Raw genomic sequence first — 12,819 nt, 5'->3', positions numbered from 1 at the left:
TCAGCCTTTCTTAATACGGTAATGATAAGCACCGGCAGAGGTCATTCCCAGCCCGGCATAGAGAGTTTGAGCGGGTTTGTTGGCCTTGACAACCAAAACGGCAAGATCCCGCGCATTGTGCCGAGCGGCCCAGTTGGCGGCCCCCTGCATCATGGTTTTGCCGATGCCCATGCGGCGGGCATCTTTCGACACCTCCAGCGCGTGCAGCATGGCGGTGCCGTTGTGGATGGCAACAAAGGCGGTGGCGACGGGGTGGTCGTCATGGCGGCCAAGCAGAGCGGTCTTGGGGCCTTTGGCGCGGTCCATCACGGCAATACGGGCGGGGCCGATGCCGCCTTCGGCCCAGATCTCGGTTTGGACTGCAAGGGGCGGCCAACAGGGGATTGCGGCCAGCCGATGCAAATCGGCGGTGAGGGTTTCAACCGGGGCGGACAGGAAATCGACCGGGTCGATAATGTCATAGCCCCTTTCGGCCAATACAGTGTCTAACTCGGTGTCTTCGGGCCTGATCTGAAACAGCAGATCCTGACCCAGATCGCGGCAGGCCTGCTCGGCTTGCGGGATGTCGGCGGGGGTCCACGACCCCTCTGCGGTCACCGAGGACACCCGTTTGCCCGCCCCCTGTCCGTCACGCACCAGCCAGGGACCGACCCGGGTGCAGGCAGCGGCGGGCCAGGTGGCCTCGCAGATGTCGAAAAGCCCTTTGTTAGAGACTTTCATGACACATCCGGGAACAGACGCACCAACGCCGTGATGACCTTGTCAATCTGCGGCCCGTCAGTTCCGCGCACAACGATGTTGGAGCCGTAGACGCCGTTTTGAATGTAGGGGTACGACCCGATGGACACCTCCGGGTTCTCCTCGGCCAGCTTGGTCAGCGGCCCGGCAATCTCGCCCTCGCCCCGCTCGATCCGAATGGTCTGCGACAGCAGCGGCGCGCCACCGGTCAGCGTCGGCAGGACAGAGGCGACCATCGCCTCAAAGACCGATGGAACCCCGGCCATCACATGCACGTTGCGCAGGGTGAAACCGGGCGCGATGGACACAGGGTTTTCAATCAGCGCGGCCCCGTCGGGAATGCGCGCCATGCGCAGGCGCGCCTCGTTCAGTTCCTGCCCGGATCGGTCGTAATGGGCCTGCAACAGCGCGCGGGCATCGTCGCGGATGCTGATCGGCATATCGAATGCGGCGGCCACAGCCTCGGCGGTGATGTCGTCATGGGTGGGGCCGATGCCACCTGAGGTAAACAGGTGATCATAGGCGGCGGACAGGGCCTGCACGGCGGCGATGATTCCCGCGCGGGTATCGGCCACCACGCGCACTTCGCTCAGGTCGATGCCGTGGCTGGTCAGTTGCTGCGCCAGGTGGTGCATGTTGGAATCGCGGGTGCGGCCCGAGAGAATCTCGTCGCCGATCACCAGCATGGCGGCGGTGGGGTTGGGCATGAGCGTGTTCCTTGCCTCCTGTTTGGCTCAGGTATAGGCCCGCACCATGCGCTTTCAAACCCCTCTCATTCCCGCCCGGCTGATCCGTCGCTACAAACGCTTTCTGGCTGATTGCCGGTTGGGGGACGGGCGCGAGATCACCGCCCATTGCGCCAATCCCGGTTCCATGATGGGGCTGGCGGAACCGGGTATGCGCGTGTGGCTGGAACCCAATGACGACCCGAAGAAGAAGCTGAAGTTCGGCTGGCGGCTGGTCGATCATGAAAACGGTCATTTCACCGGGGTCGATACCAGCCTTCCCAACCGGATGCTGCGCGCCGCGTTGGAGGCGGGCGAGGTCGCGGGGCTGAAGGGCTACGAGACGGTGCGCCCGGAGGTGAAGTATGGCGAGGCGAGCCGCATCGACTTCCTGCTGCAAGGTGCGGGCCGCCCGGATACTTACGTGGAAGTAAAGTCGGTCACCCTGTCCCGTCAGCCCGGTCTGGCGGAGTTCCCCGACAGCAAGACGGCGCGTGGCGCGAAACACCTGGCAGAGCTGTCTGCGATGGTCACGCAAGGCCACCGCGCCGTGATGCTCTACCTGATCCAGCGCACGGATTGTGAGGCATTCACCCTCGCGGCGGATATCGACCCCGCCTATGCCGCCGCCTATGCAGAGGCGCGCGAGGCGGGGGTCGAAACACTGTGCCTCGATTGCCGGATCACGCCCGAGGGCGTATGGCTTGGCGGCCCAAAACGTGTCGAAATCCCTTGGTTAGAGACTATTCGGACACCTGAATGAGTGTCTGCGTCGGGAAGGGAATGTCGACCCCGGCCTTATCCAGCGCCTCTTTCACCTGCCGCTTCATATCGGCCTCGAACGAGAATTTGTCCGAAGACGCACACCAGACCCGCACAAGAAAATCGACGGAACTGTCACCGAGGTTGTTCACCTGACAGAACGGCTCCGGCTCCGGCAAGGCGCGTGGATCGGACAGGATTGTATCGCGGATGACCTTTTCGGCGGTCGCAAGGTTCGACCCGTAGGACACACCGAAGGTCCATTCGGCCCGGCGCGTGTCATAGACCGAGTAGTTGGTGATCACGCTTCCCCAGACCTGTGCGTTCGGCACGATCACCTGCACATTGTCCAGCGTGGCCAGTTCCGTGGTGTTCAGCGAAATGTCCTTCACCGTGCCGGAAACCCCCGAAACAGTGACGAAATCACCCAGCTTGATGGGTCGGAACAGGATGATCATCACCCCCGCCGCGACATTGGACAGGGTCCCTTGCAGCGCCAGGCCAATCGCCAGACCGGCGGCACCGATGGCGGCGACCAGAGACGTGGTCTGCACCCCGAAGGTATTCAGCACCACCACAACAGCCAGTATCAGCACCACATAGCGCAGCAGGTTGCCCAGGAAGGTAAAGAGCGTATCGTCCAGTTCTTCCCGTTCCAGCGCGATCTTGACGATCTTGCGCCGTGCCCATCCACCGATGATGAAGGCCGCGAAAAGCAGCAGGATGGCGGCAATCACGCTGCCTACCATCTGGGCCAGGAAATCCAGCGTCAGGACATCGCCCAGGGTGCGGCCCCCCCCGATATCCAAAGTCATCAGATTGCTCAGCGCTTCCATCATCCATGCTCCTTGTGCCTGTCGCCTGCGCCATGGCTATCGCAAAGCGACACGGGCGGCAATTCACCCCGCCCTCTGGCATCCGGGCGCGTCCTGCCCTAGGTTGCAGCGCGAAAAGGCCAAGGAGCGCGACGTTGGACAAGTTCGAAGGCCGTCTGACCCGGGACGGTATCCGCATTCACAACCCCTCTGACTTTGCCGGTATGCACAAGGCTGGCGCATTGGCGGCGCGTATCCTCGATGACATCGCCGGGATGGTGGAACCGGGCCAGACGACCGAGGCGATTGATGCCGAGATCGAGCGGATGGTGAATGACGCAGGCGCCAAATCCGCGACCATCGGCTACAAGGGCTATCAGCATGCAAGCTGTATCTCGGTCAATCATGTGGTCTGCCACGGCATTCCCGGCCCCAAGACGCTGAAGAACGGCGATATCCTGAATATCGACGTCACGGTGATCGTCGATGGCTGGTTCGGTGACACCAGCCGGATGTATGTGGCGGGCAGTCTCAGCCGCAAGGCGGAACGGCTGGTGCAGGTCACCCATGACGCCCTGTTCAAGGGGATCGAGGCGGTCAAGCCCGGCAATACCTTCGGCGATATCGGTCACGCGATCCAGGCCTATGTAGAGGCGCATCGCATGTCGGTGGTGCGCGATTTCTGCGGTCACGGGCTTGGGCAGGTGTTCCACGCGCCGCCCAATGTGCTGCATTACGGTCGCCCCGGCACCGGCCCCACGCTGGAAGAGGGCATGTTCTTCACCATCGAACCCATGGTCAATCTCGGACGCCCCGAAACCAAGGTTCTGGCCGATGACTGGACCGCCGTGACCCGCGACAAGAGCCTCAGCGCCCAGTTCGAACATTCCATCGGTGTGACGGCGGATGGGTTCGACATTTTCACCCTGTCGCCGGGCGGCAAGTTTCACCCCACCTGGGCATAGGCCCCAGGATCAAGACCCGATCCAAGGACCCGTAGATCACAAAAACCCTTGAACCATCGCCCCTCACTTGGCCATTAGAGTGTAGTGCGTCGCAAAAGGCGTGTGATGTCTTGGGGGGACATGGTCATGAAGAAGCAAAGCACACTGGACCTGGAGTTCATGGCGCTATTGTCAGAGGTCATGTTTGGGCACGGCTTTGCCCATTATGGCTATTTCGAGGGCGGCAAGGCTCCGGATCTTACAGGGCAGTCCCTCAGCAACGCGCAACAGGCCTATTTCGACAAACTGGCGGGTGCGATTCCCGACGGCGTGAAGACGATCTTCGAGATCGGCTCTGGCACGGGCGCAAACGCGCTGGCGCTGATCGACCGGGGCTATGACATGACGCTGCTGTCGCCCTCTGTGCAGATGAACCAGATGGCGCGAGAGAAGCTACCCGCCGGCACCGAGGTGATCGACGCGACCCTTGAGGAGTTCGAACGAGACGTCACCTTCGACATCTGCCTCTACGCTGAAAGCTTTCACTACATCGACATGACCTCCGCGCTGGCCAAAACCGAACGCCACGCGCGAGAGGGGTTTGTTCTCTTCGACTACTTCCGCCGCGACGCCCACCGAGAGACCGACCGGACCCACTCGACCCATGCCGAATTTCTGGCAGCACTGGAGGCACAGGGCGCGTTCGAAGTGGTCTCGGACGAAGATGTGACGGCAGAGATCGCGCCCACTTTCGAGATCATGAACTACGTTCAGACCGAAAAGCTCGCGCCGTTTCTGGAACGTTTCCGGGGTGAACTCGCCCGCGAAAAACCATGGCGCGCCTGGGTGTTGGAAAAATTCGCGGGAAAGAAGCTGAACCGCCTGGCGACACCCTCCAAACGCCCGGGCTTCTTCGAGGAGCAGAACGAGTATCACCTGATGGTGATGAAGCGGCGGAACTGATCAGGGTAATGCGCCCATTGCGCTGGGCAAACCGCGGGTAAGCACCCTTGCAGCTTGCGGCGGCAGCATCGTGACGACCGCCTCCATACCCGGAAACAGACACCGGTTTGACCGCTGGCCACAATGCTCCTACGGTCGCCGGATCAACGCGAAGGGGGCGACATGCGGATTTTCCTGGCAGTCATTCTGGCACTCTCTGGCCTGGCCGGCAGCGCCTCGGCTCAGGTCTCCGGCAGCGTGGAATTCAACCTGTTCAACCTTCAGGGCGCAACGACGAACCGGGTGTTCCTGTTCGATGAAGGGTATGCGCAGCAAGTCGGCATCGAGGTGCCCGCACCCTTTTCGCTGTCGGTCCCGAACCAGGACCAAGTCGAGCTGATCGCAGAGGGCCAGCCCGATGGCGGGGCTTTCGTGAGATTGACCTTCGCCACCGGTGATCCGCGTCAGTTCGTCGAGAACATACAGGTGGTGACGGCCACCATTCCCATGGCGGAAGAGGCTGATAGCCCGCAGGACCTGCGCCTGCAATTGTCGGCCAACCTGCTGCAAGAGCAGGTCTTTCCCATGGCCGTGGAGGGCTTTGAAGAGGCCCAGATCCTCGCCATCGAGGTGTTCGAGTTCGAAGGGCATACGGGCGTCCATCTTGTCGGGCGCTACACCGACCCGGCCATCGGCCCGATGCTGTTGCGCCTGACTGCCCATCCCAACCCCGACAGTCCCGCAAGCTATCTGACCGTGGCCAATATCAACCTGTCGCTGGTGCCCGTCACCGACGGAGACACCCTGCGCCGCAGCCTGTCCAGCCGGGTGGCCAACGGGCTGACCTACTTGCCGGAGTAACGCGCCGTTAACCATTCTGGGCGAATCCTTGGGGCATGACCCGAAGACAAACCCGATTCGAGGAACAGCGCCTGCCCGGTTTCGAATTCGATCCGGGGGCAGGGTCCACGCCGGTTGGTCCGCGCCTCGATCGGTTTGTCGAAGATCACCGCAAATTCCACCGCCAACGCCTACGCCAGCGTTTTACGAAGGGCGGCGCGGCGGCTGTACCGGATTACGAACTGCTGGAAATGCTGCTCTATCGCGCGATCCGGCGCGGGGATACCAAACCTCTGGCCAAACGGCTGCTGGCCGCCTTCGGCGATCTCAACCATGTGCTGGCAGCCCCGCCCGCGCGGTTGAAAGAGATCAATGGCGTGGGTGATGCCGTGGTGTTCGAGCTGAAGCTTATCGAGGCCATAGGTCATCGCATGGCACGCGCCAGGGTGATCAACAGGCCGCTGCTGTCCTCATGGGATGCGCTGCTGGACTATTGCCAGTCAGCAATGGCCCATAGGGACCTGGAACAGTTTCGCATTCTCTTCCTCGACCGAAAGAACGTGCTGATCGCCGATGAGGCGCAACAGACCGGCACGGTGGACCATGTGCCGGTCTACCCGAGGGAAGTGGTGAAACGCGCGCTGGAACTGAATGCCTCGGCGCTTATCCTCGTCCACAACCATCCGTCCGGCGACCCGACGCCGAGCCAGGCAGATCTGGACATGACCAACGCCATTCGCGATGCCGCCGAGGTGCTGAATATCGTGATCCACGACCATCTGATCATCGGCAAGTCGGCAACCCTCAGCTTCCGCTCGGAAGGATACCTGTAATCGCCCGGACGGCGGGCCCGACCAAGTGCGGCCGTCTAGTGATCCCCCACGAAAGGCGCATCATCGCCCCATAGCTCGGACACACGAGCATCGCGCCCGCATCCCTGCCGATACAGCCCATAGGCCACCGATTTCCGGCGCGGGCCAAAGCGCGTCAGGATCAGGTCTTCGCTGCGGTAATAGTTCTGGTGGTAGTCTTCCGCCGGCCAGAACGGCGCGGCATCCAGCACCGGCGTGACGACCGCCTGCCCAAGCTGTGCCTCTGCGGCGGCGATCTCGGCCTCTGCTATTGCGCGCTCCTCACCCGTATTCACGAAGATCGCGGTGCGATAGCTGTCGCCCCGGTCGCAGAACTGGCCACCATCGTCGGTCACGTCGATGGACCGCAGAAAAAGGTGGATCAAGTCCCGATAGGGCAGCTGATCAGCGTCATAGGTGATCTCCACCACCTCGTAGTGGCCGGTCCCGCCGCGTGTCACGTCACGATAGCTGGGATTGTCCACTGTGCCCCCGGCAAAGCCCGACACCGCCTCGATCACGCCCTCGACGCTTTCGAAGTCGCTCTCGACGCACCAGAAACAGCCGCCCGCGACCACGGCGGTGCGGATCTCTTCCGCGTTGGCGCGGCTGTGACTGGCGATCAGTCCGAGCCCGATGAAGAGCGCGAGGGCGGGGATCTTCAGATGATGTGCGATGCGAATGCGGGGCATGGCTTCGGTCTCCTCTCTGACCCATCCATCGCGCCGGACGGGGTGTAATACAACGCAAGACCGCGTGAGCTCACACCAGCTTGAGCCTCTGTTACCGCCCCCTCGCGTGCTTGCGAAATCGGGATTCCGTCTGTACGGGGGGTGCACGGGGGGTGTACGCCCGGTGTACGGGGGTGACGCCATGAAAATCGCGATGTGGTCGGGGCCGCGCAACCTGTCGACGGCGATGATGTATGCCTTCGGAAACCGCGCCGATTGCGCCGTTGTGGACGAGCCATTCTATGCCGCCTATCTGGCGAAAACCGGGCTGGATCATCCGATGACCACCCAGATCCTCGCCGCGCAGCCGCATGATCCGCAGGTTGTTGCCGCCGCGCTGTCCGGTCCCAACCCGGACGGAAAACCTCATTGGTATCAAAAGCATATGACCCAGCACATGATCGCAGGCGTGCCTCGTCTTTGGATGCGCGATGTGGTCAATGTCTTCCTGATCCGGCACCCGGCGCGGGTGATTGCCAGCTATGCCGCCAAGCGCGAAAACCCGAGCCTCGACGATATCGGCTTCCGCCAACAGGCGGAGCTTTATCAGGAGGTCAAGTCCTTCGGCGGCAACCCGGTCGTGATCGACAGCCACGATATCCGCGACAACCCCCAAGACATTCTGGAAAAACTGTGCGATGCCATAGGGTTAGACTTCGATCCCGCGATGCTGTCCTGGCCCGAAGGCGGCCACAAGGATGACGGTGTTTGGGCCCCGCATTGGTACGGCGCGGTCTGGAACAGCACCGGATTCGCGGGCGCCGAAGGGCCGTTGCCAGAGCTGCACGGCGACGCTGCGCAGCTCTGTGAAGAAGCGATGCCATACTACCTGCAAATGGCCCCGAACGCGCTGAAATAAAAAAATTTCCCGATCGCTGAAACTCTTTCAGGCCCCGCCTCGTGACTCCCCCATGCCACCCGATCCTGAGTGGCGCGATAACCTAGGGAGATACGAGACAATGAGAACGATCCTTCTGTCCACATCACTGTTCTTTGCCGCCAATGTAGTCTTTGCAGCGGGTCATGCGATGGCGCCCTCCGTGACCGCTGCGGACCAGGACGTGTCCGGCGGCACAGTGACCGCCGAAACCATCGTTGCGCCTGCAAACGGCTGGCTGGTCGTGCACCGCACCGACGCCTCGATGGCCCCCGGTCCCGTGGTCGGCTACGCGCCGCTGCGCGAGGGCGAAAATGTTGATGTTACTGCGATTCTTCAGGAAGCGGTTGCCGCAGGCGACATGCTTATGTTGATGATTCACGGCGAAGACGGCGGCATGATGACCGGTGGGTTCGAATACACTCTTGGCGCCACCGAGGATGGCCCGATCCGCGTGGATGGCAACCTCGTCATGACGACGATCACCGCGCAATAACGGTCTGAAGTTCAGTCACTCCGCCCTGATACCAGTTGTGCCGGCCCACCCTGTGTGGGCCGGTTTCTGCACATGGAACGCCAGACCACTGGGATTTTCAGAAACCCTGTTTATACTGGATACAGCAGCAGTAGAGTTCGTGTTCCCAAAGTGGATTAAGCAGGCGCCCCATGGGCTACAACATCAGTGAAACCAGCGGCAATACGACCGGCGGGCCAAGCGATTGGGCGCAGACGCTCGACCTGTCCGACCCAAGTGCCACCAGCGTCAGCGGCGACTTCGACGTGGTGCCACTGTTCGGGGGCGGATCGCCAAGTGAAGCCACTGACGGATATGTCTTTTCAGCGGTCAGCAACCCCGGTTACGGCACGCTCGTCACCAATGCGACCACGGGCGAATACACGTTCATCGTTGACCGATCCGCGGTGATCACCTCGGGCAATGATCAGGTGATCAACTTCACCGTGACCGGCACGAGTGGCGGCAGTTCCGATGAGGACACCGTCACCATCACCATCCTGATCTGCGTCGCACGCGGGACGCTGGTCGAAACGCCTGACGGGCCGCTTCCGGTGGAAGCGCTGTCCGTCGGTGACAGGGTTGTCACGCTTGATGGACCGCCGCAGCCGGTGCGCTGGATCGGATCGCGTCACCTGACGCAGCAGGATCTTGCCTGCACCCCCACCCTGCGCCCGATCCGCATCACCACAGATGCGCTTGGCCCCGGAGTCCCCTCTCGCGATCTCCTTGTCTCGCCGCAACACAGGGTGCTTCTGGATGGCTGGCGGGCAGAGCTGTTTCTTGCAGAGCCGCAGGTTCTGGTGCCCGCGAAGATGCTGGTGAACGACCACTCGATCATTGTCGATCACGCGGTCGAAGAGGTGGAGTATTTCCACCTGCTTTTTGACAGCCACCAGATCATTCTGACAGAAGGTCTTGCCACCGAAAGCTTCTTTCCGGGTGATCATGCCATGGACGAATTGGACCGCGCGGTCCGTGACGAGATCGTGCAGCTTTTCCCGCAGTTAAGTGACCCCGCCAGCTATGGAGACCCCGCGCGCCCCTCTCTTCGCACATGGGAAGCCCGGGTTCTGATGGGGCCGGAACGGGCCGGGCCATGACCGCGCAGGATATGGAGGGCAAGGCGGTTCCGCAGATCGAGATGCCATCGGCTGACAAGCTGCGTGTCTATGGTGATTTTCTGTTCCTCGCCTTTCGCAGTCCGCGCCATGCCGAGATGCCCGTGTCCGTGCTGCGCCGGTATTTCGAACCGGCGGTTGAAACCGGTCAATTCAGGATCTTCCGTTTCGACGATGTGCCGCGCGGCCTGTTTACCTGGGCGTTCCTGAACAGTGCTGCCGAGGAAAAGCTGATCACCGGCGAACCGCTCGACCCGGAGGATTGGACCTCTGGCGAGAACCTGTGGATCATCGACCTCATCGCGCCCTATCGCGGGCTGACGGCCTCGATGGTGCGCTGGATCATGCGCCGTGGCAATTTCACGGATAGACAGTTCCGGTTTCGCCGCGTTGTCGGTGCCAACCAGACGCAGCGGATCGTTCACATAGATTTCGACCGCGAAAGGCTGTCGCATGTGATGACGGACCGCGAATTCCTGGAGGGTCTTTAGCCCTTTAGCAACTGGCTCAGCTTCATCGCCACTGCCGGGTTGCCGCTGACCTTGAGCTTGCCCATCATCAGCCCCGTCATCGGGTTCAGCTTGCCCGCCAGCAGCTTCACCAGATTGTCCTGGCTGAGCGACAGGGTACAATCCGTATCCCGATCCTCGGTCGTGGCCCCGCCATCGGCCAGCACGATCACGCCATCCTGTCCGCAATCGAACTTGAGCGACCCTTCGAACGGCTTTTCCGCCAATCCTGCGTTGATCCGGCCCGCAATCTCTTCCAGCGCCATATCCGTCCCCAAATGAAAAACCCGCCCAATCTGATGGGCGGGTCTTCGTAATCTGGCAATGCTGACGTGGCTGGAGGTTCAGCCGTTCAGCCGACGGTTCCGCATCGCAATCAGACGCAGGCGCAGGGCGTTGAGCTTGATAAAGCCCTGTGCGTCCTTCTGGTCATAGGCGCCGGCATCGTCCTCGAACGTCACGTGCTCTTCGGAATAGAGCGAGTGATCGGACCAGCGGCCCACACAACGGGCGAGGCCCTTGTAGAGCTTCAGCCGCACGGTGCCGGTGACATGCTCCTGCGATTTGTCGATGGCGGCCTGCAGCATCTCGCGCTCGGGGCTGTACCAGAAGCCGTTATAGATCAGCTCTGCATATTGCGGCATCAGCTGGTCTTTCAGGTGCATTGCACCACGGTCCATGGTGATCGACTCGATCCCGCGATGCGCCTCCAGCAGCAGGGTGCCGCCGGGGGTTTCGTAGATACCGCGCGACTTCATGCCCACGAACCGGCCTTCGACCAGATCGAGCCGCCCGCAGCCATGTTTGCCACCCAGTTCGTTCAGCTTGGTCAGCATCTCGGCGGGGCTGACCGCCTGACCGTTGATGGACACGGCATCGCCCTTCTCGAACCCGATTTCCACGTATTCCGGCTCGTTCGGCGCATCCTCGGGGTGCACGGTGCGCTGATAGACGTAGTCGGGCGCATCAACCGCCGGGTCTTCCAGCACCTTGCCCTCGGATGAGGTGTGCAGAAGGTTCGCATCGACCGAAAACGGCGCCTCGCCGCGCTTGTCCTTGGCGATCGGAATCTGGTTCTTCTCGGCGAAATCCAGCAGCTTCGTGCGGCTGGTCAGGTCCCATTCCCGCCACGGCGCGATCACCTTGATATCGGGGTTCAGAGCATAGGCGCTGAGTTCGAACCGCACCTGGTCATTGCCCTTGCCGGTCGCGCCATGGGCGACGGCATCGGCGCCGGTTTCTTCGGCGATCTCGATCAGACGCTTGGAAATCAGCGGCCGTGCGATGGAGGTGCCGAGCAAATACAGCCCCTCGTACTGCGCATTGGCGCGGAACATCGGGTTCACGAAGTCGCGCACAAACTCCTCGCGCACATCCTCGATATAAATGTTCTCCGGCTTGATCCCCAGCATCAGCGCCTTTTCACGCGCCGGTTCCAGCTCCTCGCCCTGGCCCAGATCGGCGGTGAAGGTCACCACTTCGCAGCCATATTCGGTCTGCAGCCACTTGAGGATGATCGAGGTATCGAGACCGCCGGAATAGGCGAGAACGACTTTCTTGGGCGCAGACATGGGGTATCTCCGGGAATTCGATTGACCGGGGCGGCGATACCGGGTTTTCAGGGGGGAAGCAAGACAAGCGGAGTGTGAGCGTATGGACTATGGCTATCGGATGTTGCGGCACATCGTGGCGCAGGTTTTCGGAAATATGGGACAAGCGGCGCGTCTGACGCTGGTTCCGACCTTCCTGCCCGCTGCCGTCCTGCTGGCCCTGTTCATGAGCTGGGGCGTTTCCTACACCACGTTCGGCAATACCACGGTTGATCCGGCGCAACTGCCTGACGTCAACCCTGGCGTGATCTTCCTGACTGTCCTGGCCGGTGTCGTGGTCAGCGTCATCACCTATTGCTGGGCCGCTGTTGGTTGGCACCGTTTCGTGCTGCTGGAAGAATACGGGCGCGGTGTGGTGCCGAACTGGCACGGGCCCTACATCATGTCCTATCTGGGCCGCGCGTTTCTGATCGGTCTGTTTGCGGTTGCGGTCAGCATTGCCGCGATGATCGTCCTTGGCATCTTCCTCAGCGTCATCCCGTCCCAGGCCTTCGCCTTCGTCCTTCTGACCGGCTTCACGCTTGGCCTGACCTGGCTGATCACTCGCGTCGGCCTGATCCTTCCTGCCGCCGCGCTTGGCCAGAAGATGACCTTTCGCGAAAGCTGGGAAGCGACGAAGCCCGTCGCCAGCCATCTTCTGGTGCCTCTGTTCTTCATTGCGCTGGCCATGACCCTCGCGAACCAGCTGGTTGCGGTGATCTTCGGCGAAAGCGCCCTTGGGATCATCCCGATGGCGTTCCTGTACTGGATACAGGTGCTGCTGAACCTGTCCCTGCTGACCACGCTTTTTGGCACACAGATCGAAGGCCGCCCCCTGAACTGATCCCGAGAGGCCCGCGC

The 12,819-nt window shown here is 61.7% G+C and carries 16 protein-coding genes; 10 read left to right on the top strand and 6 right to left on the bottom strand.

Annotation, left to right across the window (positions count from 1 at the left end):
• Both ACOOEX_RS19285 and ACOOEX_RS19280 read right to left on the bottom strand, forming a co-directional pair.
• Positions 1 to 720 carry a GNAT family N-acetyltransferase gene (locus ACOOEX_RS19285; RefSeq protein ID WP_420396349.1) on the bottom strand — a complete coding sequence of 240 codons (720 nt, stop codon included), beginning with the start codon at positions 718 to 720 and terminating at the stop codon, positions 1 to 3.
• Complete coding sequence (locus ACOOEX_RS19280) at positions 717 to 1,445, bottom strand: competence/damage-inducible protein A (protein ID WP_420396348.1); 729 nt, start codon at positions 1,443 to 1,445, stop codon at positions 717 to 719. Before ACOOEX_RS19280 ends, ACOOEX_RS19285 begins: the two co-directional genes overlap by 4 nt.
• A 46-nt stretch (positions 1,446 to 1,491) precedes the next feature.
• On the opposite strand from ACOOEX_RS19280, the gene sfsA reads away from it, so the two are divergent.
• Positions 1,492 to 2,226: a DNA/RNA nuclease SfsA gene (gene sfsA / locus ACOOEX_RS19275; RefSeq protein WP_420396347.1), complete on the top strand. Its 735-nt coding sequence runs from the start codon at positions 1,492 to 1,494 to the stop codon at positions 2,224 to 2,226.
• Here the strand turns inward: sfsA and ACOOEX_RS19270 are convergent.
• Complete coding sequence (locus tag ACOOEX_RS19270; protein WP_420398391.1) at positions 2,207 to 3,061, bottom strand: mechanosensitive ion channel family protein; 855 nt, start codon at positions 3,059 to 3,061, stop codon at positions 2,207 to 2,209. The genes sfsA and ACOOEX_RS19270 overlap by 20 nt on opposite strands.
• A 134-nt stretch (positions 3,062 to 3,195) precedes the next feature.
• Between ACOOEX_RS19270 and map the strand changes: the two genes are divergently transcribed.
• The 4 genes from map (at position 3,196) to radC (ending at position 6,599) form a co-directional block, all read left to right on the top strand.
• The gene (gene map / locus ACOOEX_RS19265) at positions 3,196 to 4,005 is read left to right on the top strand and encodes a type I methionyl aminopeptidase (RefSeq protein WP_071691975.1); all 810 of its coding nucleotides are present in this window, start codon (positions 3,196 to 3,198) and stop codon (positions 4,003 to 4,005) included.
• Positions 4,006 to 4,131: 126 nt separating this feature from the next.
• Positions 4,132 to 4,947 (top strand): class I SAM-dependent methyltransferase, encoded by an 816-nt coding sequence (locus ACOOEX_RS19260; RefSeq protein ID WP_420396346.1) that lies wholly within the window; start codon positions 4,132 to 4,134, stop codon positions 4,945 to 4,947.
• Between the two features lie 162 nt (positions 4,948 to 5,109).
• Positions 5,110 to 5,787: a hypothetical protein gene (locus ACOOEX_RS19255; protein WP_420396345.1), complete on the top strand. Its 678-nt coding sequence runs from the start codon at positions 5,110 to 5,112 to the stop codon at positions 5,785 to 5,787.
• A 35-nt stretch (positions 5,788 to 5,822) separates the two neighbouring features.
• The gene (gene radC / locus ACOOEX_RS19250) at positions 5,823 to 6,599 is read left to right on the top strand and encodes a RadC family protein (RefSeq protein ID WP_420396344.1); all 777 of its coding nucleotides are present in this window, start codon (positions 5,823 to 5,825) and stop codon (positions 6,597 to 6,599) included.
• A 35-nt stretch (positions 6,600 to 6,634) separates the two neighbouring features.
• Here radC and msrA read toward each other — a convergent pair whose 3' ends face one another.
• Entirely contained in the window at positions 6,635 to 7,309 is a 675-nt protein-coding gene (gene msrA / locus ACOOEX_RS19245; RefSeq protein ID WP_420396343.1) for a peptide-methionine (S)-S-oxide reductase MsrA, read from the bottom strand.
• 181 nt (positions 7,310 to 7,490) lie between these two features.
• Between msrA and ACOOEX_RS19240 the strand changes: the two genes are divergently transcribed.
• From ACOOEX_RS19240 to ACOOEX_RS19225, 4 genes are all read left to right on the top strand, one after another.
• A complete protein-coding gene (locus tag ACOOEX_RS19240) occupies positions 7,491 to 8,207 on the top strand; it encodes an HAD family hydrolase (RefSeq protein WP_420396342.1) in 717 nt (238 codons plus the stop codon).
• A gap of 100 nt (positions 8,208 to 8,307) precedes the next feature.
• The gene (locus ACOOEX_RS19235; RefSeq protein WP_420396341.1) at positions 8,308 to 8,721 is read left to right on the top strand and encodes a DUF7282 domain-containing protein; all 414 of its coding nucleotides are present in this window, start codon (positions 8,308 to 8,310) and stop codon (positions 8,719 to 8,721) included.
• 170 nt (positions 8,722 to 8,891) lie between these two features.
• The gene (locus ACOOEX_RS19230) at positions 8,892 to 9,842 is read left to right on the top strand and encodes a Hint domain-containing protein (protein WP_420396340.1); all 951 of its coding nucleotides are present in this window, start codon (positions 8,892 to 8,894) and stop codon (positions 9,840 to 9,842) included.
• Entirely contained in the window at positions 9,839 to 10,351 is a 513-nt protein-coding gene (locus ACOOEX_RS19225; RefSeq protein WP_420396339.1) for a toxin-activating lysine-acyltransferase, read from the top strand. The genes ACOOEX_RS19230 and ACOOEX_RS19225 overlap by 4 nt, the downstream gene beginning before the upstream one ends.
• Here ACOOEX_RS19225 and ACOOEX_RS19220 read toward each other — a convergent pair.
• Both ACOOEX_RS19220 and ACOOEX_RS19215 read right to left on the bottom strand, forming a co-directional pair.
• Positions 10,348 to 10,635 (bottom strand): SCP2 sterol-binding domain-containing protein, encoded by a 288-nt coding sequence (locus tag ACOOEX_RS19220; protein ID WP_420396338.1) that lies wholly within the window; start codon positions 10,633 to 10,635, stop codon positions 10,348 to 10,350. The genes ACOOEX_RS19225 and ACOOEX_RS19220 overlap by 4 nt on opposite strands.
• A gap of 78 nt (positions 10,636 to 10,713) precedes the next feature.
• Positions 10,714 to 11,940, bottom strand: a complete 1,227-nt coding sequence (locus tag ACOOEX_RS19215) for an argininosuccinate synthase (RefSeq protein WP_420396337.1) — start codon at positions 11,938 to 11,940, stop codon at positions 10,714 to 10,716.
• A gap of 82 nt (positions 11,941 to 12,022) precedes the next feature.
• On the opposite strand from ACOOEX_RS19215, the gene ACOOEX_RS19210 reads away from it, so the two are divergent.
• The gene (locus ACOOEX_RS19210; protein WP_306046052.1) at positions 12,023 to 12,802 is read left to right on the top strand and encodes a hypothetical protein; all 780 of its coding nucleotides are present in this window, start codon (positions 12,023 to 12,025) and stop codon (positions 12,800 to 12,802) included.
• The last annotated feature ends 17 nt before the right edge of the window (positions 12,803 to 12,819 follow it).

Source organism: Nioella sp., from assembly GCF_965215655.1.
Classification (GTDB): Bacteria; Pseudomonadota; Alphaproteobacteria; order Rhodobacterales; family Rhodobacteraceae; genus Nioella.
The sequence above is the reverse complement of the archived record's forward strand: the minus strand, read 5'-3'. Positions and strand labels throughout refer to the sequence as shown.

Excerpts from the sequence above, each read along its gene's own strand:
- ACOOEX_RS19285 (WP_420396349.1), bottom strand. The coding sequence starts at position 720 with ATGAAAGTCTCTAACAAAGGGCTTTTCGACATCTGCGAGGCCACCTGG.
- ACOOEX_RS19255 (WP_420396345.1), top strand. The coding sequence starts at position 5,110 with ATGCGGATTTTCCTGGCAGTCATTCTGGCACTCTCTGGCCTGGCCGGC.
- ACOOEX_RS19240 (WP_420396342.1), top strand. The coding sequence starts at position 7,491 with ATGAAAATCGCGATGTGGTCGGGGCCGCGCAACCTGTCGACGGCGATG.
- ACOOEX_RS19220 (WP_420396338.1), bottom strand. The coding sequence starts at position 10,635 with ATGGCGCTGGAAGAGATTGCGGGCCGGATCAACGCAGGATTGGCGGAA.
- sfsA (WP_420396347.1), top strand. The coding sequence starts at position 1,492 with ATGCGCTTTCAAACCCCTCTCATTCCCGCCCGGCTGATCCGTCGCTAC.
- msrA (WP_420396343.1), bottom strand. The coding sequence starts at position 7,309 with ATGCCCCGCATTCGCATCGCACATCATCTGAAGATCCCCGCCCTCGCG.
- ACOOEX_RS19235 (WP_420396341.1), top strand. The coding sequence starts at position 8,308 with ATGAGAACGATCCTTCTGTCCACATCACTGTTCTTTGCCGCCAATGTA.
- ACOOEX_RS19280 (WP_420396348.1), bottom strand. The coding sequence starts at position 1,445 with ATGCCCAACCCCACCGCCGCCATGCTGGTGATCGGCGACGAGATTCTC.
- ACOOEX_RS19210 (WP_306046052.1), top strand. The coding sequence starts at position 12,023 with ATGGACTATGGCTATCGGATGTTGCGGCACATCGTGGCGCAGGTTTTC.
- ACOOEX_RS19270 (WP_420398391.1), bottom strand. The coding sequence starts at position 3,061 with ATGGAAGCGCTGAGCAATCTGATGACTTTGGATATCGGGGGGGGCCGC.
- ACOOEX_RS19225 (WP_420396339.1), top strand. The coding sequence starts at position 9,839 with ATGACCGCGCAGGATATGGAGGGCAAGGCGGTTCCGCAGATCGAGATG.
- ACOOEX_RS19215 (WP_420396337.1), bottom strand. The coding sequence starts at position 11,940 with ATGTCTGCGCCCAAGAAAGTCGTTCTCGCCTATTCCGGCGGTCTCGAT.
- ACOOEX_RS19230 (WP_420396340.1), top strand. The coding sequence starts at position 8,892 with ATGGGCTACAACATCAGTGAAACCAGCGGCAATACGACCGGCGGGCCA.
- ACOOEX_RS19260 (WP_420396346.1), top strand. The coding sequence starts at position 4,132 with ATGAAGAAGCAAAGCACACTGGACCTGGAGTTCATGGCGCTATTGTCA.
- radC (WP_420396344.1), top strand. The coding sequence starts at position 5,823 with ATGACCCGAAGACAAACCCGATTCGAGGAACAGCGCCTGCCCGGTTTC.